At 62.1% G+C, this 21454-nt stretch carries 22 protein-coding genes, 1 tRNA gene and 1 pseudogene; 5 read left to right on the plus strand and 19 right to left on the minus strand.

The genetic code is table 11. The features are described 5' to 3' along the window. Positions 1–10 precede the first annotated feature (10 nt). From Q3A80_RS02165 to Q3A80_RS02180, 4 genes are all read right to left on the minus strand, one after another. Positions 11–1429, minus strand: a complete 1419-nt coding sequence (locus tag Q3A80_RS02165) for an amino acid permease (RefSeq protein WP_446327448.1) — start codon at positions 1427–1429, stop codon at positions 11–13. Positions 1430–1521: 92 nt separating this feature from the next. Further along, complete coding sequence (locus tag Q3A80_RS02170; protein ID WP_446327477.1) at positions 1522–2598, minus strand: porin; 1077 nt, start codon at positions 2596–2598, stop codon at positions 1522–1524. 63 nt (positions 2599–2661) lie between these two features. Further along, positions 2662–3048, minus strand: coding sequence for a RidA family protein (locus Q3A80_RS02175; protein ID WP_446327449.1), 387 nt, complete (start codon positions 3046–3048; stop codon positions 2662–2664). A gap of 33 nt (positions 3049–3081) precedes the next feature. Further along, positions 3082–4299 carry an amino acid aminotransferase gene (locus tag Q3A80_RS02180; RefSeq protein ID WP_446327450.1) on the minus strand — a complete coding sequence of 406 codons (1218 nt, stop codon included), beginning with the start codon at positions 4297–4299 and terminating at the stop codon, positions 3082–3084. Between the two features lie 192 nt (positions 4300–4491). On the opposite strand from Q3A80_RS02180, the gene Q3A80_RS02185 reads away from it, so the two are divergent. From Q3A80_RS02185 to Q3A80_RS02195, 3 genes are all read left to right on the plus strand, one after another. Beyond that, a complete protein-coding gene (locus tag Q3A80_RS02185; RefSeq protein WP_446327451.1) occupies positions 4492–4974 on the plus strand; it encodes an Lrp/AsnC family transcriptional regulator in 483 nt (160 codons plus the stop codon). Between the two features lie 83 nt (positions 4975–5057). Next, positions 5058–5132 (plus strand) — tRNA-Val (locus tag Q3A80_RS02190). Between the two features lie 172 nt (positions 5133–5304). After that, positions 5305–6558, plus strand: coding sequence for a tyrosine-type recombinase/integrase (locus Q3A80_RS02195; protein ID WP_446327452.1), 1254 nt, complete (start codon positions 5305–5307; stop codon positions 6556–6558). A gap of 31 nt (positions 6559–6589) precedes the next feature. Here Q3A80_RS02195 and Q3A80_RS02200 read toward each other — a convergent pair whose 3' ends face one another. After that, positions 6590–6811 (minus strand): hypothetical protein, encoded by a 222-nt coding sequence (locus Q3A80_RS02200; RefSeq protein WP_446327453.1) that lies wholly within the window; start codon positions 6809–6811, stop codon positions 6590–6592. Between the two features lie 167 nt (positions 6812–6978). Between Q3A80_RS02200 and Q3A80_RS02205 the strand changes: the two genes are divergently transcribed. Beyond that, on the plus strand, positions 6979–7215 hold the full coding sequence (locus tag Q3A80_RS02205; protein ID WP_446327454.1) for a DNA-binding protein: 237 nt from the start codon (positions 6979–6981) through the stop codon (positions 7213–7215). A 14-nt stretch (positions 7216–7229) separates the two neighbouring features. Here Q3A80_RS02205 and Q3A80_RS02210 read toward each other — a convergent pair whose 3' ends face one another. From Q3A80_RS02210 to Q3A80_RS02270, 13 genes are all read right to left on the minus strand, one after another. Beyond that, positions 7230–7772, minus strand: coding sequence for a hypothetical protein (locus Q3A80_RS02210; protein ID WP_446327455.1), 543 nt, complete (start codon positions 7770–7772; stop codon positions 7230–7232). Positions 7773–7858: 86 nt separating this feature from the next. After that, positions 7859–9964 (minus strand): hypothetical protein, encoded by a 2106-nt coding sequence (locus Q3A80_RS02215; protein ID WP_446327456.1) that lies wholly within the window; start codon positions 9962–9964, stop codon positions 7859–7861. A 57-nt stretch (positions 9965–10021) separates the two neighbouring features. Beyond that, on the minus strand, positions 10022–13003 hold the full coding sequence (locus Q3A80_RS02220) for a phage tail tape measure protein (protein ID WP_446327457.1): 2982 nt from the start codon (positions 13001–13003) through the stop codon (positions 10022–10024). Positions 13004–13031: 28 nt separating this feature from the next. Continuing rightward, positions 13032–14237, minus strand: coding sequence for a phage portal protein (locus tag Q3A80_RS02225; protein WP_446327458.1), 1206 nt, complete (start codon positions 14235–14237; stop codon positions 13032–13034). Beyond that, positions 14237–14431 carry a hypothetical protein gene (locus Q3A80_RS02230; RefSeq protein WP_446327459.1) on the minus strand — a complete coding sequence of 65 codons (195 nt, stop codon included), beginning with the start codon at positions 14429–14431 and terminating at the stop codon, positions 14237–14239. The genes Q3A80_RS02225 and Q3A80_RS02230 overlap by 1 nt, the downstream gene beginning before the upstream one ends. Positions 14432–14464: 33 nt before the next feature. After that, a complete protein-coding gene (locus tag Q3A80_RS02235) occupies positions 14465–15316 on the minus strand; it encodes a hypothetical protein (RefSeq protein WP_446327460.1) in 852 nt (283 codons plus the stop codon). A gap of 393 nt (positions 15317–15709) precedes the next feature. After that, a complete protein-coding gene (locus Q3A80_RS02240) occupies positions 15710–16105 on the minus strand; it encodes a DUF1566 domain-containing protein (protein WP_446327461.1) in 396 nt (131 codons plus the stop codon). Between the two features lie 89 nt (positions 16106–16194). After that, positions 16195–16659 (minus strand): hypothetical protein, encoded by a 465-nt coding sequence (locus Q3A80_RS02245; protein WP_446327462.1) that lies wholly within the window; start codon positions 16657–16659, stop codon positions 16195–16197. Positions 16660–16942: 283 nt separating this feature from the next. Then, on the minus strand, positions 16943–17998 hold the full coding sequence (locus tag Q3A80_RS02250) for a hypothetical protein (RefSeq protein ID WP_446327463.1): 1056 nt from the start codon (positions 17996–17998) through the stop codon (positions 16943–16945). Further along, on the minus strand, positions 17998–18531 hold the full coding sequence (locus Q3A80_RS02255; RefSeq protein WP_446327464.1) for a hypothetical protein: 534 nt from the start codon (positions 18529–18531) through the stop codon (positions 17998–18000). Before Q3A80_RS02255 ends, Q3A80_RS02250 begins: the two co-directional genes overlap by 1 nt. Before the next feature lie 260 nt (positions 18532–18791). Continuing rightward, positions 18792–19031 carry a transcriptional coactivator p15/PC4 family protein gene (locus tag Q3A80_RS02260; RefSeq protein ID WP_446327465.1) on the minus strand — a complete coding sequence of 80 codons (240 nt, stop codon included), beginning with the start codon at positions 19029–19031 and terminating at the stop codon, positions 18792–18794. 3 nt (positions 19032–19034) lie between these two features. After that, positions 19035–19241 carry a helix-turn-helix transcriptional regulator gene (locus tag Q3A80_RS02265; protein WP_446327466.1) on the minus strand — a complete coding sequence of 69 codons (207 nt, stop codon included), beginning with the start codon at positions 19239–19241 and terminating at the stop codon, positions 19035–19037. 138 nt (positions 19242–19379) lie between these two features. Further along, positions 19380–19973 (minus strand): hypothetical protein, encoded by a 594-nt coding sequence (locus Q3A80_RS02270; protein ID WP_446327467.1) that lies wholly within the window; start codon positions 19971–19973, stop codon positions 19380–19382. 600 nt (positions 19974–20573) lie between these two features. On the opposite strand from Q3A80_RS02270, the gene cysC reads away from it, so the two are divergent. Beyond that, entirely contained in the window at positions 20574–21113 is a 540-nt protein-coding gene (gene cysC / locus Q3A80_RS02275) for an adenylyl-sulfate kinase (protein WP_446327468.1), read from the plus strand. 19 nt (positions 21114–21132) lie between these two features. Here the strand turns inward: cysC and Q3A80_RS02280 are convergent. After that, positions 21133–21454: pseudogene (locus Q3A80_RS02280) on the minus strand (aspartate aminotransferase family protein); the annotation flags it as partial.

The raw sequence follows: 21454 nt of genomic DNA on the forward strand, positions 1-21454 counted from the left end.
TACTTCTCCGCTACTTCGCTTGCGGCTGCAGCGCCGGCTGCGCGCGCCGGTACCACACCGCGTACACGACCGACAGCGCGACCAGGAACGGGATGCCGAAGATCAGCGTCATGTGGAATTCGGCCGTGAAGTAGGTCGTCACCGTCACCGCGAGCATCAGCGCCGCGCCGAGCAGCGTCAGCAGCGGAAAGCCGCGCATCCGGAACGCGGGCGCCGGCAGGCCGAGCGCCGCGCGACGCCGCCTAAAGCAGTAGTGCGTGACGAAGATCATCATCCACGTGAACAGCGCGCCGAACATCGACACCGACATCATGATCGTGAACGACGCGTCCGGATACAGCACGCTCAGCACCGTCGCGAGCGCGATGCCGAGCGTCGACAGCATCAGCGCACCGAACGGCACGCCGCGCGCGTTCACTTCGCCGAGCGCCTTCGGCGCGTGACCGGCCCGCGACAGGCTGAACATCATCCGCGTCGTGATGTAGAGCTGGCTGTTCATCGCGGACAGCGCGGCGATCAGCACGACGAAGTTGATGAGCCCGGCCGCGCCCGGCAGGTGGATCGCTTCCATCACCTTCACGAACGGGCTCTCGTCGCGCCCCGCCGCCGTCCACGGCACGATCGCGAGCATCAGCGCGAGCGTCACCAGGTAGAACAGCACGAGCCGCACGATCGTCGAGCGGAACGCGCGCGTCACCGCACGCTCGGGATCTTCGGCCTCGCCGGCGGCAACCGCGATCATCTCGATGCTCAGGTAGCTGAAGATCGACACGATCACCGCGACCCACGTCCCCCACATGCCCTTCGGAAAGAAGCCGCCGTGACCGGTGTAATGGTGAAAGCCCGCGCGGGCCGCACCGTCGCCGACCAGCGACGGATTGCCGAACACCACATACGCGCCGAGCACGATGAAGCCGACGATCGCCGCGATCTTCACGACGGAGAAGCCGTATTCGACCGCGCCGAACACGTCGACGCTGCGCGCGTTGACGAACACCAGCAGCGCCGAGAAGCCGACGATCCACAGCCAGCCCGGCACGCCGGGGAACCAGTACTTCATGTACAGCGCGATCGCGGTGACTTCGGTGCCGACCGCGAGCACGATGCACGCCCAGTACGCATAGCGCACCAGAAACCCGGCCCACGGGCTCACGTAATGTTCGGCGTACGCGCCGAACGACCCGGAAGTCGGGTGCGCGACCGTCATCTCCGCGAGACAGCCCATCAGCAGCAGCGAGATGAACGCGCCGATCGCATAGCTGACGAGCACGCTCGGACCGGCGAAGCCGATCGCGAACCCGCTGCCGAGAAAGAGACCGGTGCCGATCGCACCGCCGATCGCGATCATCGCCATCTGCCGTGCGGAAAGCGTGCGGCGCAGACCGTGCTCGCGCGCCGCGATGTGCTGGAATTGCCCTTCTGGTTGCATCGAATGACCTCGTTCGAAAGCGTCGGTCCGGTCGAAACGTCGACGGCGCACGGACCGGTGCCGGACCGCACCGCCCCCCGCGCGCCGCATCGTCAGAACAGGTGGCGCAAGCCGGCCGCGACGCCCGTCTGGTTGCCGCGTCCGGGCAGTTCGGTGAACGCGCCGCCGGTCACCCGGTTGTAGTCGAGCGTCGCGTACACCTGGGTCGCCTTCGACAGCGCGTACTCGGCCTCCAGCACGCCCGTATAGCGCTTGCCGCCGTTGCCGGCGCTGCCGTTGACGTTGCGGATGTCATCGTAGTACGCGACGCCCGTCACCGATACCTCCGGCGTGACCTTCACGCTCGCGCCGGCGTAGAAGACCGCATCGCGGCGCGGATTGTCGGCGAACGAACCGTACGTCACGTCGCGGCCCGGCGCGTTCAGCAGCTGCCGGTCGAGCATCCCCGTGCGGTCGATGCCGCCGAGATAGCCCGCGTACAGCGTCGCCGCGCCGAACGCGTAGCGTGCGCCCGCGCCCCACGCCTGCTGCGCGCGACTGTCCAGGTCGCGCACCTGCTGGTAAGTGGCGCCGATCATCAGCCCGCCGACCGTGTACGACGCGTGCGCGCCCCAGTACGCGTTCGCGCCGAGGCTGCCCGCGAGGCCGCCGAAACCGTAGCTCGCGCCGACGTTCAGTCCGCCGAACGTGCCGTCGTAGCTGACGACGTTGCTCGCGCGGCCCTGCGTGAGGAAGTACGGCCACATGTTGGCCGTGTAGTTGCCGACCGTCAGCGGATCGAGATCGCCGAACAGGTTGAACGCTTCGGTCGCCTGCCGCCCGAGCTTCACCGTGCCCCAGTCGCTCGCCAGACCGACATACGCGTAGCGGCCGAACAGCGCGCCGTCGAGCTGCCCGTTCTGCGGCTCGAAACCGCTCTCGAGCCGGAAGATCGCGCTCAGCCCGCCACCGAGCGCTTCGCTGCCCTTCAGTCCCCAGCGGCTGTTCGTGATCGCGCCGTTGGTCATCTGCACGCTCGCGTCGTTCGACGCGTTCGCATGCGTCGTGTAGCGGATGCTCTGGTCGACGATGCCGTACAGCGTCACGCTGCTCTGCGCCATCGCACTGCCGGTCGCGACCAAGCCTGCCATCATCGGCAGTACCCATCGGCCGACGTGCGTCGTGTTCATCTCCATCCTTGTCTCCATTGTCGATGTTCGTTGTTCTGCAAGCCGCGTGAAGCGGCGTACCTGCTAGCCGCGTGCCGCCGGCAGCGCGACGTACGCGACGAGTTCGACGCGCATGTCCGGGTGTGCGAAGCCCTGCACGCCGACGCACGTGCGGTTCGGATACGGCTCGCGGAAGTGGCGCCGGTACTCGGCGTCGAATTCGGGCATCGCGCCGACGTCGGACAGGTAGACGAGCACCTGCGCGACGTCGTCCATCGTCGCGCCGGCCGCCGCGACGGCCTTCGCGAGATTGCCGAGCGTGATGCGCGCCTGGTCGGCCATCGTGTCGCCGGCGATCGCGCCGGACGCATCGACCGGTCCGTGACCGGTAAACATCAGTCCGCCCGCGCGGGTCGCCCACGAGAACGGTTGCGCGAGTTGCGGCAAGTCGACCGCGATCGTGTCTGCCATCGTGTTCTCCTCGTTGGATTGCGGCTCGTCCGCTCAGGCGGCCCGACGCGACACGCCGCCGCCGAGCACGTCGGCGATCGCGTGCGCGACGTGGTCGACGTTCGCGTCGTTCAGGCCCGCGATGCACATGCGGCCCGAGCGCAGCAGGTAGACGCCGTGCGATGCGCGCAGCCGGTCGACGTCGGCGGCGGCGATGCCCGTATAGCCGAACATCCCGCGCTGCGTGACGAGTGCGTCGAACGCACGCGTGGGCAGCCTTGCGTCGAGCCGCGCCTTCAGCGCGCCGCGCATGCGCTTGATGCGTGCCCGCACCTGCGCCACCTCGTCTTCCCAGCGCGCACGCAGCGCGGCGTCGTTCAGCACGGTCGACACGAGCTGCGCGCCGAACAGCGGCGGGCTCGAATAGGTCCGGCGCACGCCGGCCTGCAGCTGGCTCAGCACGGTCGCGGCTTCGCCCGCGCTCGCGCACACGATCGACAACCCGCCGACGCGCTCGCCGTACAACGAGAAATTCTTCGAGAACGAATTGCTGACGATCGCCGGCAACCCGGCTTCGACGATCGCGCGCACGGCCCATGCGTCGTCGTCGAGGCCGTCGCCGAAACCCTGGTACGCCATGTCGACGAACGGGATCAGGCCGCGGCGCGCGAGCACGTCGATCGCCGCACGCCACGCGTCGCGGTCGAGATCGAGGCCCGTCGGGTTGTGGCAGCACGGCTGCAGCAGCACGATGCTGCGCGCGGGCAGCGCATCGAGCGCGGCGAGCATCGCGTCGACGCGCAGGCCGTTGCGCGCTGCGTCGTAGTACGGGTACGTCTGCACGTCGAGCCCCGCGGCCGTGAAGATCACGCGATGGTTGTCCCACGTCGGATCGCTGATCCAGACCGCGCTGTCGGGGAAATAGCGCTTCACGAACTCCGCGCCGAGCCGCAGCGCGCCCGAACCGCCGAGCGTCTGCAGCGTCGCGACGCGCCGTTGCGCGAGCGCCGCGCAGTCGGCGCCGAACACGAGGCGCTGCACGCCCTCCCGGTACGCGGCCAGCCCTTCCATCGGCAGATACGTATGCGGCGCGGCGGCGTCGCGCAGGCGCGCGGCCGCGACACGCGTGCTCTCCAGCACCGGGATGCGGCCCGCATCGTCGTGGTAGAGACCGATGCTCAGATTGACCTTGTGCGGGTGGACGTCCTGCTGGAACGCCTGGAACAGCGACAGGATCGGATCGCCCGGATAGGCGGGAACGTGTTCGTACATTGCAGTGTGACGGTAGGCGTTGAAGGCGGCGGCGCGGCCGGCGGCGTGCTGTCGCGCCCGGCCCGCGTCGTCGAGGGATGGGGCGCATGTTATCGAGGACGAAATAGAATGAGCTTCGTATTTCGATGACGTATCGTCCAGATTGCAGTAGAGTCTGCGATTCCTATCCAAAAAATGGCGGAATTCTGCGAAATGAACCTCGATAGAACCGACATGCGGATCCTCCGGCACCTCGAGACGGATGGACGCATCAGCAATCAGGACCTCGCGAACGCGGTCGCGCTGTCGCCGTCCGCGTGCCTGCGGCGCGTGAAGCTGCTCGAGGAACGCGGCGCGATTTCGGGCTACCGCTGCACGATCGAGCCGAAGAAGGTCGGCGTCGCGTTCGAGGCGCTCGTGCACGTGTCGATGCGGCCCGACGTGCCCGAGTGGCACGACCGGTTCGTCGAAGCGATCCGGCAGTGGCCGGAGGTCATTTCCGCGCAGATCGTGACCGGCGGGTCGAACTACGTGCTGACGGTGCGCGCACGCGATCTCGATCACTACTCGGACTTCGTGATCAACCGGCTGCACCGCGCGAGCGGCGTGATGTCGATCAATTCGAGCATCGTGCTCGCGACGCTCAAGCACGACGGCTCGATCCTCGATCTCGTCGAGCCGTCGGCGGCCGGCTGACGGACGCGTTGCGCGGCGCTGAAAAATATTTGAAGAAAGTACTTTACGAGCCCCAAAAGCTCTGACATAATTTCAGCTTCTTTGGGCGGTTAGCTCAGCGGTAGAGCACTGCCTTCACACGGCAGGGGTCACTGGTTCGATCCCAGTACCGCCCACCAAAGAATATTCCGGGGTGTTCCTGGAACATCCCGAAACCCGCGTAGCTGCAAGGCTACGCGGGTTTTTCTTTTCCGGGGTGTTCCGGGATTGTACGGTGGCATCCGGTGGTATGGGGTGGTATTTTCGGTGGTACCCCACGGTTTCCTGCCTTCCAGGCCCGGAGATACCACCATGCCGCTGACCGACACGCAGATCAGGAACGCTCGCTATAACCCGGACCCCGAAGCCAGCAACAGCTTGTCCGATGGCAGCCGGATGTATCTCAAGCTCACCCGCGCCGGCGGAAAGCTATGGCGGATGAATTACCGATTCGCCGGGAAAGATAAGACGCTTGCGTTCGGCTCCTATCCGCTTGTATCGTTAGCTGCAGCCCGAAAGAAGCGTGACGAAGCCCACGAGATGCTGGCCAACGGCATCGACCCTGGCGAGGCAAAGAAAGCCGACAAGCGCGCCGCCAAACTCGCCGCGGCTACCAGCTTCGAGGCTGTCGCTCGCGAATGGTTTGCCAAGCACTCCCCGAACTGGGCCGAAAGTCATTCCAGCAAGGTCATTGCTCGACTGCAAAATGACGTCTTCCCATGGCTCGGCAGGCGCCCCATCGCTGAAATTCAGCCGGCCGAGATCTTCGATGTGATCCGGCGCATCGAAGCGCGGGGCACCCTAGACACCGCGCACCGCGCCAAGCAAAACTGCGGGCAGGTATTTCGCTATGCAGTTGCCACCGGCCGCGCCCAACGAGACGTGACCGCAGATCTACGGGGCGCACTGCCGCCGGTGCAACAGGAGCATTACCCGTCAATCACCGAACCCGCCCAGATCGGCCAACTGATGCGCGCGTTCGACGGATTCGAAGGTACCTTCCCCGTCCAGTGCGCCCTCCGGCTCGCCCCCATGCTATTTCGACGCCCAGGCGAATTGCGCGCCGCCCAATGGGCTGAAATCGACCTCGACGCCGGCATCTGGGAAATCAGCAGCACGCGAATGAAGCGCGACAAGCAAGGCAAGCAATACGGGGGCGCGCATATCGTTCCCCTGCCCCGCCAGGCTGTCGCAATTCTGCGCGAGTTGCAGCCGCTCACTGGTGACGGCAAATACGTGTTCCCCGGCGCGCGCGACCGGAATCGTCCCATGAGTGACGCTGCAGTGAATGCAGCGCTGCGCCGGCTCGGCTACGACACTCGCACGGAGATAACAGGCCATGGCTTCCGCGCCATGGCCCGCACCGTCATCGCTGAACGGCTCAAGGTCAGCGCGGAATACGTTGAACTCCAACTCGCCCACAAGGTCAAGGATGCACTCGGGAATGCCTATAACCGGACGAAGTTCCTCGACGATCGCGTTGCCATGATGCAAACATGGGCGGATTATCTGGACCAGCTCAAAGAAGGTGCACAAGTGACGCCCCTCGTCGCAAACACGCGATGACAGGACTCGAAATGGCGCTGACCCTTGCCTGTCAGCGCTCCTCAGCGCTTCGCATTGTCCGCATCACCTCGAGCCCGACGATCGCCAGATTCCGCAGGAGATCGGGGCAATCGTCTGCATTTGCATGTACGACCCATTTGACCAATACGCCGTCGCGCACCTCGATATAGATCGACGACGTGGGGCCCACAACGTCCGGTTCGCCGGCCGGCCGCACGTCGTTCTGCGACTTCTCATTGCCCCTTTCATCCATGATGCCCCCGCAGCAAATCCTTGGAATATCGGCATCCTGCTGTCAAAATCACGCGACATCAATAAAAATTCGCATTACTGACCTATTGGTCAAAAAGGATGGCCGAAGACGGGTTTTTTGCGTGATTTTTTGACACATCAGTCAATCGATGGCTGCGGGGATAGCGGATGAGCGAATATCAAGAAATCGACGAGGCGGATGCTTTGCGGATCGCAATGCGCGCCGTGCGGCTCTATGCCGAGTCGCACCCTCGGCCGACACAGGTCTATCAGAGGCAGGCGGCGGAAATGTTGGGGCTCAGTCGGGTCACGATTGGAAAGATGGTGCGGCAAGGCACATTGCGACTGAACAAATGCGGGATGATCCCTATCGAGCAAATCGACCGCGCGCTCGCCGGCGATTGACGGCGCAGGCAGCGCTATTTTTCGCGATTGCTGACGACAAGGCGCGGGGGCGCCGATGGCGAGAACCTGCTGGCCACCTTCTTCGCTGCGGCGGCCTTTGCATCCTTCTTTCCGCCTTCGCCGAGCTTGTGGTGGGTGTACTGCACGGCCGCAATCGCGGCTCGAACCTGTAGCATGGTGGCCTCGACACGCCCGAGCGCGACATCCTGCAGGAGTTCGAGCATGTCACGCTCTTCTAACGGCACGGGCTTGCTCTTCGAGCGCTTCAACGCGCCGCCATGCGCCTGGGGTTCGAGATGCGCTTTGACCGCCTTCCGATCGGCATTTGCTGAATTCTTTGATTTCTCGGGGTTGGTTTTTGATTTCCGCCCCGCTCCCGGCCGAGCCCCTCCAGCATTGGCTCGCGCGCCGCCGCTGCGTCCTTTTACACCTGCCATTTGCTGAATTCCTTTTTCAAAAAGGGGATTTTTTCTCTGCAAGCGGGGATGCGCGGTGTCCCGCGCCGCAACATGCAGAGATTCGACCGCCCCTCCCATGCAAATGAGAATCGATGTCATTTATATCGATGCGCCTGCGCCGCCCATTGTCGAAAACGAGAATCGTTATCACTTCCGGTGACAGCCGCGACGTACGCGCACGGCAATCACGACTGCAACCAAGAATGCAAGCTCGCCTGCATGGGCTGCGCGTTCGGCAGCATGTAAAAGCCGATCTGGTTTGGCGTCGACAAGTACGCCGTTCTGGATGCGCTCCACACATTGAGAAACGAAACACCGTCAGTCGATATATCAGCGTAGAGGTTTGTGCCATCGTCCCGAATCCGGAGCCATTGAGGCGGAAATGCCATGCTCGAGTTATAAGCCGCGCCGCTCCCTGAGCTTGGAGAGTTCCATTGATATACCTGGAGCGAAGTGCCGAGCGTGCCAAACGAAATAACTTTGCCGCTCGTGGAGTCGTAAAAGATGAGGCCGTACCCTTGGTAGTTTCCCAATAGAATGCCGCGCATCCGAATCGTGATTTTGTATGGCGTTACAGGAGGAGCTTTGACGAGCGCACGTAGCTGTGCTGCGGTGGTCGTATCCGACATGCTAATAAAGCCGCTCTGCTGCGAAGCTTGCGCGGTGGATCCTTGATTGAGCCAAGAAAAACTGGAAAGCACTGGGGGCGTGTCAGCGGTTCCGTCTGCGGGCGCGGCTCCGCTACCACTGCCTCCCCCGGTCCCGCGCGTCGTGAACCAGTTCGTGCCGTCCGTCCACACCGTTACGCCCTGATTCTGCGTCAGCGCTAGCGTCCCGTTCGTTACGCCGTCAAGGCTGGCGCCACTGGGAACCGTGAGCGTGGCCGTGCCCGCGCCGATGTTCGAGAACGAAGTACGCCAGCCATTCGGGTAGTTACCCGAAGTACCCGTCGCCGTCGGCAGCGCGCTCGAAGTCGCGCTGGCGCTGTTCATCACGTTCAGGGCGTTGCGGTCGGTCGGCTGGAACGTGTAGGCCGCCGTCTGCACGGCCACGGTGCCGGCGTTCACGGGCGTGGTGCCCGCGAGGCCGATCGTCGGCCCGGCGAAGGTGGAATCGACCGTAGACGGGGCGACGACCTGCACGCGGTCACCGGCGTTCGTGGTGACGGCGCTGCTGAAGGTGAACGTGCCGGTCTTGGAGCCCGCCGCGAAGTTGACCGACCCGATCGCCGTCGCCGTGCCGCTACTGTTCACCTGGTTGATGGTGCAGGTCACCGCGTTCGTCGGCGCGGTGTCGCAGTAGGCATACGACCCGGTCAGGCTGGCCGGCAGCGTGAGCGGTTGCGGCGTGATGGCGTTCAGGATCACCTGGGACGCGCCCATCGCTCCGACGAAGTACGACACGAGGTCCATGCTTGCCGTGGCCGGGGCCGAGGCGCCGGACGGTGTCACCCACGCGGGCGCGCCGGAGGCGACAGTGAGCACCTGGCCGTTCGAGCCGATGCCGAGGCGCGCGGGCGCGCCGGAGGCGCCGCCGATGATGATGTCGCCCGCGGTCGTCATTGGGTTCGTCATGCCGCCGCCCGTCGCCAGGCCTCGGATCGAGAAATAGTCGGTGCCGTTGGTGAAGAACGTGATGCCGGCGTTTGTGGGTAGCGCGAGAGTGCCGTTCGTGACGCCATCGAGCTTGACGCCCGTCGGTACGGTGAGCGTCATCGTGCCCGCGCCGATGTTTTCCGCGCTCGCCCACCACTGGTTGCCGAAGCCGGTGCCACCGGGAGACGGCAGCGCCTGGCTCACAGCGCTCGCGCTGTTCATCACAAGGCACTGCCCCTTGTCGCCGGACACGAAGGTGTACGCCGCGGTCTGGATCGCGCCGCCGGCGAGGCCCACGCCGGACGCGGCGGCCGCCGCCACCGCCGACGGCTGATAGCTGCGGTAGTCGAGGTAGCTCGTGACGGTCGACGCCCCGGTGACGATCGAGTACAGCGGCACAAGGCCAGCGGTGAAACCGGTCGTGTTGGACGTCACGGCCCCCGTCGTCGGGTTGGCCATGACGTATGTCGTGGTCGATGCGCCGAGCGTGATGGTGCCGTTGGCGATGGCGTGCGGCGTCCCCGTGTTGTCCACGAAGCGGCCGCCGTAGTAGCCCCACGTCAGTCCACCCGACGCGCTCGCGCGCCGCCCCCACATCATGGACGGGCTCCCCGCATCGACAAGCGAATTCATCGTCAGCTCTTTGTTCGCCTGCGTCGAGCTGATCTGATCGATGTTGGTAGTACTGTCGGCCATGGCCGCTCCTTATAGCGTAATGGTCGTTGTCGGACGTCGCCGGACAGCTTGGAAGTTCTAGCTGTTGCGTCTACCAGCGATCTGAAGCCGCTCAGCGATGGAGCGCGCCTGCTGATCTGCCGTAGCCCGCGTGGTACCCGGCGGGACGGTGATGTTCATGTAGTTGTTGTGGGTATTCCAAACTCCGGGCGACGCGTCGTTGCCTGTCCCGGTGCGCAACTCATGGTTTGGAACCACACGGCCTGACTGCTTCGGCACAAACAACTCCGGGCCTTTTTCGCCAACGAGATACGGCGTTCCGCCATCAGCTGTGCCACCGCCCGCAAGCGCGCCACCGAGGCCGAATAGGGCCGACATTCCGCTCACGCTAGAGTCCGCCATCGCTCCGGCAACGACCGCATCTGCCGACCCGGTGACGCCGGTCGCGGTAAAGCCGAATGCGCCGGCCATATCACCCTGTCCGATTCCCCCAAGCAATGCGCCCAGACCACCGATGCTGCCGCTGCCGCCTGGACCGAATCCCCCGATCAGCGTCCCTACCGTCATGGTCGCGACGGTCGCATTCGCAGCGTTCAAAGCGGCCATATTCTGTGTTGCGGCAGTGCCCATCGGACCGATCGCTTTCGGCAAAATTTGAGCGCCCATCGTTCCGAAGCCCTTTGTGAGCTTCATGAGACTTTCGAGCGGATCGCCAGGCAGCAGGTTTGCCGTTTTCGCGGCGACGTCAGGATGCGACGCAAACAGACCGCTGGCGAGCTGGCCACCCATCGACGATGCATTTTCGACAAACTTCGACATGATGCCGCGTGTCGCCATACGCGTGAGATCAGCGAGGATGCCGTCAGCCAGCTTGGCGAAGCTCACTTTCCCTGTCGTCACAAACTCGACCATCGCGTCTTCCATGCCCTTGATGGTGCGTGTCACTGCCTCTTGCGCCTGCGCCGCAGCGTTGTGCGCGGAATCGACGTAGTTCGCGAACGCCGTTGCGGCGCCGTTCGTCCAGTCGTCCTGCTTGGCCTTCAGCGCGGCATAGTAGTTGTCGAAATCCTGCAGCGACTGATTCAAGCCGGCCTTGATGTCTGCTTGTGCCTCGAGGTATTGCTGCGAGCCTCGCGCACTCTTCGGCGTCTCCTTCTCGAGCTGCCACTGCATGCGCTCGTATTCGGAATAGATCGATTTCATGGCCTGGACTTGTGCCAATGCTTCGCTGCCCATGCCGAACGCGTCCAGTTGCCGTTGATGTTGCTCACCTTGGCCACGCTGATAATTTCCAATCTGCGCGCGGATCTGAGCTGCTCGTTCGTCGAGCCTCTGGATGTCTTGCTTCAGCTTGAGCTCGCGCTCGTGCTCGACGTTGATGGCAAACTGCGCCTTGATGCGATCCTGAGCCGCAAGAAGGCTCTTTTCGTCGACCGTGAGGATCTTGCGCTCTTTCAGGTCGGCGATCTTTTGCAGGAATTCGGCCTGCTGCTTCTCTGCCTCGGTGAGCTTGTCATTCGTGGTGAGCGCGGCTCGCGTCGCGGCATCCTGGTCGCGAAGCTGCTGCAGGAACCGTGTGGCGGCATCGTCGTGATACGCCTTCGGATGATGCTGATGTTCCCCCTTTGAATAATCGATCTGACGCTGATGCATTGCGGCGCGCGGGGGGCCAGCCATTTCCTTCGGTGCATCAGACCACAGCTTGTGCAGGAAGTCGGCGTAGCCCTGGCCTTGCTTCCGCAGGTCGTTGTAACCGACCTTCGCCGCCAAACCCGCTTCCGTAAATGCGCCTACGGAAGCGAAATGGATGACGTTGACCGCCGTAGCAATAGCGGTGGACGTCTCCTCGAACATCGCAACGAGCATCATTCCAGCGGACGCCGCCGATTTCATGATGACGCCGACGCCTTGATAGAAGTCCTCCATGACGGGCTTCATGGCGGCGTTGCTGCCCATGGCGTCGGTCAAGGCCATGATCGTCGGCAGCAGCTTAGTTTTGGCGCTCATGCTCATGGCGTCCATCTGCGCCCGGCTGAGGTTCATGTGCTCCTCGAACGCCTTCATCTGCATGACGGTCTGATTGCCGATGATGCCACCAGCGTCCCGCGCCGCCACGCCGAGTTCCCGCAAGCCAGCCGCGCCGCGGTCCAAGATCGGAATCAGGTTGTCGCCCGATGCGCCGAATATCTCGTTGGCTACCGCCGCCTTCGATGCCCCATCAGCGGACTGCTGAAACGCATCGGCAATGCGCGGCAGGAGATCGTTCGGGGTGCTGGTCTTGAGATCCTTCAGCGAAATCCCGATCGCCGCGAACGCGGCGGCCGCATCCTTGTTGCCGTGAATCGCTTTGTTTTGTGCTTCGCCCAGGTCGCTGAATGATTTGACAGCCTCTTTCGCATCGACGCCGGATGCCTTGGCAGCGAACATCCATTGCTGAACGGTATCGGTCGACGCGCCGCTCCGCTTCGAGATCTTGTCGATTTCTTCGCCGTACGCGCCCATTGCCTCGGCAGCTTTGTACGTGGCGCCCGCCGCCATTGCCACGACGCCGACCATCGCCCCGACCGACAACACCGACTTGTTCATGATGAGCGACATCGCATCGGTTCTCTCGCCCAGAACCATCAGCGAGCCGGCGAACCGCTTCCAGTTGCCTTGCGATGCTTCATGCGCGAGAACGAGCATCTCGCGCCGCGCACCGGCCGTCGCAAAGTTGAGACCGTGATGCGCGTTCTCTGCCGCCTTCACCTGGGCGATATAGCTCGCCATCGAATCGCTCACGCCGAGCTGCGCGGCCTTCATCTCGAGCAGTTGGCTTCGCGTCTTGCCGACGGTATCTGCCATACGCATCGTCGACTGCACGAACGAGTTGATCGCACTGGCGGATGCCTTGCTGCCATTGGTTGCCGCCTCCGCAATCGCTTCTTGCGCGGCCTTCATGCGCTTCGAAACGGCCTCCTGAGAGGCCGCGAACGATTCAGCGCTGCGCTTCGCTCGGTCGAGCCCGGCCGTATAGCCGGATGCGTCGACTGTGACGCGTGTAACGCTTTCGTTGCTCATGCGTTTGCTCCCTCGCCGAGGCGATTAATTATTTCGTGCCCTTGCCGGAACCGTCTACCGTCGTCATGTTCAACGGCATCAGCGGTTTGTCGAGGCCATCGATCGGGTCATAGCCTTCTTCGCCGCGCCCTTCGTTGCGCGTCATCACGCCGGCGTTGACAAGCGTACTGATACGCGTCGCGCGCGAGGTACCGTCACCGCGCATCATGGGCTTGTGGTCGAATTCTGGATCGAGATCCGAGTCCGGGCCGAGCAAGTTGAAGCACATCGAGTATTCCCAGAGCCGCGCCCACGGAAGCATCGTGTCGGTCCAGAATTCGATCGACAGGTGTTCGATATTGCTGAAGGTGGCTTTACTAAGGTCACCGACCTTGTGCGGCGGCACGCGGAAAATACGCGCGATCTCCGTGGTTTTGTACCCGCGGGCCTCGACGAACTGACTGTCCTTGTTGTTCATTCCGAGCTCGTGGAACTTCATGCCTCGCTCGAGGACCGCCACCTTTCCGCGGTTCGCGCCGCCCTGCATGTCTTGCCAGGAGTCGCGGAATTGCTGCTTGACTTCCTTGTTGCCGAACGTGCCCGGATACTCGATCCACCCGCCGCCCGGTTTCGCATCGTTAGCGAAGAAGCGAGTCGAATATTCCTGCATCGACAGACCTTCGCCGAAGGCTTCACGCGCCAAAGCAATGAGGCTCAAACCCATATAGCCGTCGTCGCTGAGCCCACGGAGATGCCAGATGTCGTGCCTACTGAAATAGATGATCTGCCCGTTCTGATCGATATATCGGTAGCGAAATGATCCGTTTTCCAGCGGCTCGATCGACATGCGGTCAGGATGGAGGGGCAGCAGTTCGGTGATTTCTCCCTTGCTGTTCGCGCTGATCTGGTTGAAGGCGTTGCCGCGAAGCGCCAGGTGCCCTTGCAACATCATTCGCCATTCATATGGCGTCTGAAAGCGATTCGGGGCCTTCTCGATCAGCTTGTAGAGCCAATGGTTGTGGGCTTTGACCCGGCCACCACCGAACTGCGGCTTGTAGAGTTCGAACGGCATGATCGCGAACGACTCCGCCAGCACCCGAACGCATGCCAATACATCGGGTAGCGTAAGCGCTGAGACCGGCGTCACGCGCGATCCGGCATTCGATCGATATCCGAGCGGCGCAAACCAGAAATTTCCCCACGGAGATTTGTCCGAGGTGTTGCCTGCATCGGCACGAACCCTTGAGATGAACATTACGCCGCCTCGCTTTGGTTGTCTTTCCGATTCGAGGGGCGCGCCCAACCCGCAATATAGGCGATCGCTAGCGTCATGAAGACCATGGCGCCGCCTGCGATAGCGATGCCCCATCCCGGATTCACGATTACGCCGCCGGCTAGAACCATGAGCCACCCGAGCACCAGACATACATTGAAGATTTTGATGTTCATGTGTCTTTCTCGATTGTCATCGCTAGAAAGTGCTTATCGGCGCCGGCGGCCAATTACAGCATCGCCAACCGTGACCGCGCTGCCCGTTTCTAACGCATCAAGTTGTGCCGTTCGAATCTTCCTGGCCAACTCGTTGGGAGGAAGATCACCGTTCGTCGCGACGCCGTTTTTCTGCAGCACCTCCAAGGCATTCGCATGGGGAGCTTGCAATTCGACTTCGCCGTCCTTATCGAGAGCCGGCCATCCGATTGAGAATTTCTTAAGCGTCGGCGCGATATCCCCAGTGATGGAGGTCAACCGCTCGCCGATTTCAGCGCGCGTCAATGGCTCGAGAGCCAGAGCCTCGACCTGTTTGCGGGCCGATTTCAGGAGGGCCATCGCGGCGACAACCTCATCCTGGTTTGAAACCGTCCTGTGGAGAAGATTGCCGAGCCAGTTGTAACCAACGTGCTCAATCCAGGTCTTCGTGCAATGTCCAACCAGGCTCAGCGCGGTCCCGAGATGAACGAGGTATTGATCAAGCCGCGCATCCCTGCCTTCGTACAGTTCTCTCTTGGCATCGAACTCTTCGCGGCTTTTCAGCGATTCCAGATACGACGTGGCACCCACCGCCGCACGATGCGCTTCCTCGGCCTGGCGAATCTGCGCGCGCAACGTTTCAATATTGTTGGCCGCCTCGGCACATTTCGCAGCCGCAGTCTCAATATCCGGGTCGTGTCGCTCGTTCAGGGTGTCCAGTTGCCGTCGGAGCGTAGCGCGCTTCTCGATGTTTTTCTGCTCGGCGGCATTGATTCGAGCCTCGATGTCCGGCGATGCAAGGAGCTCCCGCAGTTTGCGTTCGTCGGTTTTGCTGAAGTCGACGCGGCCGATATTCAACTTGATCATGGGATATACCTCAAAATGGATAGGAACGGCTGTCGACCCGTTCGAGTGCGCAACCCGTCACTGGGCGAGGATCCAGCCGGTGATTCCGTAGAGGTGTCTCGGTCCAGGCTCTGACGTCAGCCACACGTCGTTTCCCTGCCCATCGACGGTGTACCTCGCGGGAACGTAACGTCCCAAATTGAGAACGCCAGTGGCCTGGCAGTGCGGAGCTCCACCGGCGCCCGGCCAGTCCGTGAGTTGCACAATCACGTTGCTCACGCCGCCGGCCGAGTCGAAGAGGGGACTGAGTTGAGCGTTGGCCGTGCTCGGGGAATTCCATGTGACGGGGATGGCTGTCATTTTGTGCTCCTATTTGTATCAGGTGACTTCTGGAAGATAAGGCGATCGTCTGGATCAGGTTTCGAATCTGCGGACGAGGACTGCGCGGATATTGGTGTTCTTGGGTGCAATGCCTTGGCCGCCATCGTACGCACGTTGATGCCAGGCGGAAGCGGGATCTCCCTCGCAATCCTCCTCGAGCCAATAGGCCACCGATCCAAAGATCTCGGGGAACGCAGCCCGCAATACGCGTCCTTCGCGCCGGTTCGGGATCCTGAAACCGCGGCTAGCGGCATACGCCTTTGCAGCACCGTGGTAGAGGTTGATGGCTTCCCATAGCACGATCAGGTAGTAGTCGAGCGTTCCGTCCTCTTTAAGGACTGGTCCGGCGACGCACTCTCGGGAGGCAAGCGGAATGGTCACGCGGTCGACCACGTATTCATTGACATGCTCCAACGTGCGTTCTGCCATCTCGATGCTCCAGTCGAAAGGGAGATTGGGTTACTTTCATCATGCCGCGTGGATTAGCGCTGTCCAAGCAAATGGAATGTCTGAGAGATTCATTTCGCCACTTTTCCATAACGCCGCTTGGCGACGCTCAGTTTCGGATGTTGGCCGGCGACGCCCGAGGCTTTCACCGCCTCATACACCTCTTCTGCAGTCCGGCATGTCCGACGTCGCACCAACGCGTCGAACGCATCCCAAAACGCGTCAAATCTTTTACCGGATGTTGCTCTTTGTGCCCGCGCCGCCGCTCCGCGGAAATCGCATTCGAGTTGGAGCATCAGAACGTAGAGCCGCTCAACAGGCATGAAGCCGGACACCACCGCCGGCAACATTTCGCGCGCATGTCCGTAGCCATCAAGATTCAGGCCTTGGCTAAATCGCCCCAACGATGTTGCGGCAGCTCGCTGAGATTCGAGTCGACGCATTATTTCAGGCGCGATATCCGCGCGCCGGCCTGAAAGGGTCTGCATCATTGCCAGCAGCTCGACGGAGTTCTCGAAAAGACGGATGGCCTTCATCGAATCCACTCCCGCGAACATTGCCGCCGAATGGTCCGGATAGCGCGATATGCCGCGCGAGCAGCCTCAAGGCGAGCAACGTAGTGGTGGAAGTTTGGAAGGATGTCGCCGATCGGGCCGCATGCCATCTCGTACGTCGCCCGCGTGACCTGACCTCTCGGCCAAGACTCGAGATCCGCCAACTCCTCGATGATGCAAATCATCCCCCAGCGGAAGCGAAGCACGAGGTCTCCGGCGAAGTACTTGCCCCACGCTAGCCACATACCGACAGCGCAATCTTCGCTCATGCCGGTCGGCTCCCTTGATTCATCCGCGCAAGGATCCGCGCCTTGTACTGCTTCAGGCTCTCGCCTTGGCGCCCTTCGTCCATGCCGAGCTCGCGCGCCGCCGCCTTCAGGCTTTTCTCGTCGTCGCCCAGCGCGATACGCTTCGATGCCCGTTCCGGCGGATTAATCATCTCGGCGATGATCGATGCCAGGTAGTTCGCCGGGATGTGTTTGAGCTTGTATGCCTTGGCCTTGCCGATGGCGATGGTGAACTGGCCTTCCGTCACGCCAGCGCGCCGCCAGCCGATCAGCAGGTCGTTTGACGCGTCGATCTGGACGCAACGCTCCTGCAGCCACTCAACGGACACCGACAGCGGGGGAATTCCTTCATCCGCGACGCATGCCGGGGCCGCCATGCCGCTCGTGTCCCCTTGCTGATGCATTGACTCATCCTGACCCGAAGCAACGGCACCAGCGCCCGATTCTTGGCTTGCGGGGTTCAGGGTTTGGGAATCGGTACGATTCCCCTCAGTCGTCGTCTCGTCTTTTTGCTGTTGCTGGATGTCCGGTGAGTTATCCACAGGCCGACCGTCTGCTGTGCACAGACGACGACTATTAGAAAGATTCCCTTCCACTTCCACTTCCACTTCCACTTCCGTCAATGAGCCATGCGTGACTGCTCCGTTACCACTCATTGAGCCATCAATGATCGCTCCATGAATAGGTTTGGAATCCTTAACTGGGTGGGTATGCAAAAACGTCGGAAGGCGGCTCTTGGATGGCCGGTTGATGACTTGATGCTTGTCAAACGTTCTGATGTGTAGGTATTTCTTGCCACTCACTGAGTACTCAATGAGCATTCCATGAGCTATCAGTGATGCAATGAGAGGCGCGCAATCGATGTCGTCGCAGGGGAATATCTGCATCTTCAGACGCATCGCCGAGTGCTCTATGTTTCCGCTGTCATCGGCGTAGTTCCACATTCCAATGAACAGGAGACGGGCCGCCATCGAAAGCATGGCGACCTTTTCGTCGGTCCAGAATTCTGGCTTGATCGTGCGGATGCGGGCCATTAGACCTCCATCGAGAAACGCGAACTGCTGTGCGCCGCGACGGCATCGCGCAAGCACGATGCGACCCGCTCCCAAGTCGCTCTCTCCTCCACCATGAGTGCTTCGGATACGGCACACGCGCGCCGCCGCACGTTGCTCGGATCAAGGTCGTGGATGGCGCCGAGTTCCTTGTAGTCGATTCGACCGCCGAAATGCCTGCCGATCAGGTGTCGTGCGAGCACGCTATCGATGCGCTTCGCGAGTTGCGCCGGCATGGCGAATGCAACGAGGAATTCGATTGCGCTGGTACGGGCTTCGTTCTGGGTTCCAGCGGGGAGCACTGTGGCCGCAACGATGGCAGTGTCGAAGCGAGAAAGCCCACGGAGAGCCTTGAGAATCGCGCCGCGCTCGCCTTCCATTTCGACGTTGAGGACTGCGTTCATTCCGCCCCTGCGCGTTTCTTCCGGCGCGCGCTCAAATGCCGCCGCGAAGACTGCCGAAATGGTCGAAATGAGGGATTGGATTTGCTCGGGACGAGCGAGGATAGCGCGCATGGCTTTGCTCCTGTACGTGAGACGAAACCCGCTTTTGAGACGGGTGGGCAGGAGCTCAAAACGGCGTACAGGCCGCGGGCATATTCCCCTTTCGGGTCTTTTATTAGCCGCACTCCCGCCCTTTGGAGCGAAACCAATGGGCGCAAAAATAGCCGCTGACTTTCGGGGCGACTGGACCGCTGTACGAGGTGTTTTGAGCACCGTGAACGAAGTATACACACCCCTCGGTCGCGATTTCAAGGAGATCTTCGAAGGCGACATCACCGCACCTCGCCATCGAGTGCGCGCGCCGCCAGGCCGAGCCCCTGAATCAACGGTGCGAGGTGGTCTCGCCTGATGCAGACGCCCTTACCGCTCGGCTTGAAATTTCCGTCAGCACCGACGAACCATACCCGGCAGTCGACGTACCATTTCCCGTTGCGCTCAGTCAGCTCGACGCGCAAGCGCTCACGCGAGCCCCGTTGAATTTCGCAGATCGGCGGCTGGTGGTTATCGGCCATATTTCAGCCCTCCACCTTGTATGCCGCGGGGTTGGCAAGCCACTTCTCGATGTCCTCGAGGCGCCATGCCACCGAACGGCCCGCACCGAGGCGAACGCTTCCGGGGAACGTCTTGTCGCGCATCCGTTGATAGATGGACGTTCTCGACAGAGACGTGAGTTCTTCGACGCGCTTACGGCGAATCAACGCCTTTTTGATTTGATCGGCCATGCTTGGCTCCATAAGTACTTCCCAAGCCGTCTTGGGAATGAAGCCAAGCTATCGAAGCAGACCGTAGGCAATCAAACCGCAACATCGGAGCCCCGCTGGACGGGGCGACTAGGGATGTTGCGGCAACTACAAAGGCAACTAGCGTAACTTAGTCGCCACACCCGGGAACGGCGACACTGGAGCCAGCTTTGCGCTTTTGCATATAGCGTCGATGCGCTGACGACTCACCCCGAATGCATTTGCCAACGCCTGGTGGGTCACCCCTTCTTTTTCCCGCTGGACGATCTCGCGCTGTTGCTCCTTGGTCAGCTTGTTTCGCCGTGGCAAAACATCGGGCGCGGCATCTGCTTCCAGCTCTATTGGCTGTTTCGTGACAGCGTCCAGCATCCTCAGCTCTCCCCGCTCAAACGCCGCACTGAGGCGTTTGCGCCAAAAAAGGTGGAGTTCAGCGGCGATGGCCCACGTCGGCGCTTCGTCAATAAGCTCACGAGACGCAATAGCTGGTCTGATGTCGACAATCACCTGCGCCGCCTCTGGCGTATATTCGCCTAGCGCGGCACGCTCGATATCGCACAGCAAGACTTCGATCTGAATGAAGCCGGACTCGGCCAATGGCGGATCCGTTTCCAGTTCTTGGCGATCATGCGCAAGCCATGCCCTCAGTTCTGCAATTGAAAGCAGCGCCGCCCCAAACGGACGGACAGTCAGTCCCTTATTGAACTTGGTTGCCATATAGCGCCCCTTCGTGCGCACCCTTCATGAAGGCTCCCGCCAGGCCGGTGAAGGTGTCCGGCTTTTCGCCCGCTAAAGCTAGGCAGGGGCTGAACTGATTATGGCTCATCCGCCGCAGTCGGCCGGCAGATTTCGGCGGCTCGATCGACTGAGCCTATCGACCGTCTACGGTGGTATTTTTGGTGGTACTTTCACAATCTAGAATCCGCGACTCCGCCACCACAAAGGCGTAGAAGGATCTATTCGAGGGAAGTACCGCCACCAAAGAATTCAAGGGCCTGCGTTTCACGACGCAGGCCCTTTTCGTTTTGCGCGGCGCGTTTGCAATTGTTCACGACCGAGCAGCAATCGCGCGACAACGGCGCACGCGATGCACGCATTGGGACACCGCCATGCGCCCTCATGGTCACTGTGCGACATGACGCATCGCCGAGATGTAATAAACGGTAACGAATTCGTAACATTGAGCATTTACCGGCTGACTAGAATCGACCGACAATGACGGCCGGCCGAGCGGCACCGGCTTCCCACTCCAATCAAGACGACCGGGATCCGGAACGCGCGCATTGCGCGGCTGGCTGACACCGTCGCAATACACCCATGACATTGCCGAATTCACACACCCTGTGGTTGACCGGCCTGAGCGGCGCCGGAAAATCCACGCTGTCGCGCGAGATCGCCGCACACTTGCGCGCGCACGACGTTCCTGTCTGCATTCTCGATGGCGACGAATTGCGTTCGGGCGTCTCGCACGATCTCGGATTCAGGCGCGACGATCGCGCCGAGAACTGCCGGCGCACCGCGGAAATCGCGAAGCTGCTGAACAACCAGGGAATCATGGTGATCGTTGCGCTGATTTCCCCGTATGCGGCCGACCGGCAACTGGCCCGCGACACCATCGGCGACGCGCGCTTCGTCGAGATCTATCTGAAGACCGATATCGAGACCTGCTCGGCGCGCGACCCGAAGCGCCTGTACGCGAAGGCGATGACCGGCCAGACGCGCCAGTTCACCGGCATCTCGGATCCATACGAGGTGCCGGTCGCACCCGATCTCGTCGTCGAGACCGGGACGATGTCGATTGCCGCGTGTGTCGCGCGCATCATCGAGTTCGACCAGCAGCGCTTCGACTACGCCTGATCGAAGCGCGGCGCTCCACTCACCTCACCTCCCCGATCCGCTGCGCGGTTGCGTCGAACGCACGCTTGGCCTTGTCGACGATCTCGTCGACCTCCGCCTCGCGGATCACGAGCGGCGGCGACAACAGCATCCGGTCGCCGGTCGCGCGCATGATCAGGTTCCCGTTGAAGCAGAAGTCCCGGCAGACCGTGCCGATATCGACGCTCGAGTCGAATCGCTCGCGCCGCGCACGATCGCGCGCGAGCTGGACGCCTGCGACGAGCCCTGCCCCCGCAATCTCGCCGACGATCGGATGATCGCCGAGCGCAGCGCGCAGACGGCGCTGGAAATACGGCCCGATA

This window comes from Burkholderia sp. SR8 (assembly GCF_052851275.1).

Excerpts from the sequence above, each read along its gene's own strand:
- Q3A80_RS02250 (WP_446327463.1), bottom strand. The coding sequence starts at position 17,998 with ATGGCCCGCATCCGCACGATCAAGCCAGAATTCTGGACCGACGAAAAG.
- Q3A80_RS02210 (WP_446327455.1), bottom strand. The coding sequence starts at position 7,772 with ATGACATCGATTCTCATTTGCATGGGAGGGGCGGTCGAATCTCTGCAT.
- Q3A80_RS02260 (WP_446327465.1), bottom strand. The coding sequence starts at position 19,031 with ATGGCCGATAACCACCAGCCGCCGATCTGCGAAATTCAACGGGGCTCG.
- Q3A80_RS02170 (WP_446327477.1), bottom strand. The coding sequence starts at position 2,598 with ATGAACACGACGCACGTCGGCCGATGGGTACTGCCGATGATGGCAGGC.
- cysC (WP_446327468.1), top strand. The coding sequence starts at position 20,574 with ATGACATTGCCGAATTCACACACCCTGTGGTTGACCGGCCTGAGCGGC.
- Q3A80_RS02245 (WP_446327462.1), bottom strand. The coding sequence starts at position 16,659 with ATGAAGGCCATCCGTCTTTTCGAGAACTCCGTCGAGCTGCTGGCAATG.
- Q3A80_RS02215 (WP_446327456.1), bottom strand. The coding sequence starts at position 9,964 with ATGGCCGACAGTACTACCAACATCGATCAGATCAGCTCGACGCAGGCG.
- Q3A80_RS02265 (WP_446327466.1), bottom strand. The coding sequence starts at position 19,241 with ATGGCCGATCAAATCAAAAAGGCGTTGATTCGCCGTAAGCGCGTCGAA.
- Q3A80_RS02175 (WP_446327449.1), bottom strand. The coding sequence starts at position 3,048 with ATGGCAGACACGATCGCGGTCGACTTGCCGCAACTCGCGCAACCGTTC.
- Q3A80_RS02235 (WP_446327460.1), bottom strand. The coding sequence starts at position 15,316 with ATGATCAAGTTGAATATCGGCCGCGTCGACTTCAGCAAAACCGACGAA.
- Q3A80_RS02180 (WP_446327450.1), bottom strand. The coding sequence starts at position 4,299 with ATGTACGAACACGTTCCCGCCTATCCGGGCGATCCGATCCTGTCGCTG.
- Q3A80_RS02225 (WP_446327458.1), bottom strand. The coding sequence starts at position 14,237 with ATGTTCATCTCAAGGGTTCGTGCCGATGCAGGCAACACCTCGGACAAA.
- Q3A80_RS02230 (WP_446327459.1), bottom strand. The coding sequence starts at position 14,431 with ATGAACATCAAAATCTTCAATGTATGTCTGGTGCTCGGGTGGCTCATG.
- Q3A80_RS02200 (WP_446327453.1), bottom strand. The coding sequence starts at position 6,811 with ATGGATGAAAGGGGCAATGAGAAGTCGCAGAACGACGTGCGGCCGGCC.
- Q3A80_RS02220 (WP_446327457.1), bottom strand. The coding sequence starts at position 13,003 with ATGAGCAACGAAAGCGTTACACGCGTCACAGTCGACGCATCCGGCTAT.
- Q3A80_RS02185 (WP_446327451.1), top strand. The coding sequence starts at position 4,492 with ATGAACCTCGATAGAACCGACATGCGGATCCTCCGGCACCTCGAGACG.
- Q3A80_RS02270 (WP_446327467.1), bottom strand. The coding sequence starts at position 19,973 with ATGGCAACCAAGTTCAATAAGGGACTGACTGTCCGTCCGTTTGGGGCG.
- Q3A80_RS02240 (WP_446327461.1), bottom strand. The coding sequence starts at position 16,105 with ATGGCAGAACGCACGTTGGAGCATGTCAATGAATACGTGGTCGACCGC.
- Q3A80_RS02165 (WP_446327448.1), bottom strand. The coding sequence starts at position 1,429 with ATGCAACCAGAAGGGCAATTCCAGCACATCGCGGCGCGCGAGCACGGT.
- Q3A80_RS02195 (WP_446327452.1), top strand. The coding sequence starts at position 5,305 with ATGCCGCTGACCGACACGCAGATCAGGAACGCTCGCTATAACCCGGAC.
- Q3A80_RS02255 (WP_446327464.1), bottom strand. The coding sequence starts at position 18,531 with ATGCGCGCTATCCTCGCTCGTCCCGAGCAAATCCAATCCCTCATTTCG.
- Q3A80_RS02205 (WP_446327454.1), top strand. The coding sequence starts at position 6,979 with ATGAGCGAATATCAAGAAATCGACGAGGCGGATGCTTTGCGGATCGCA.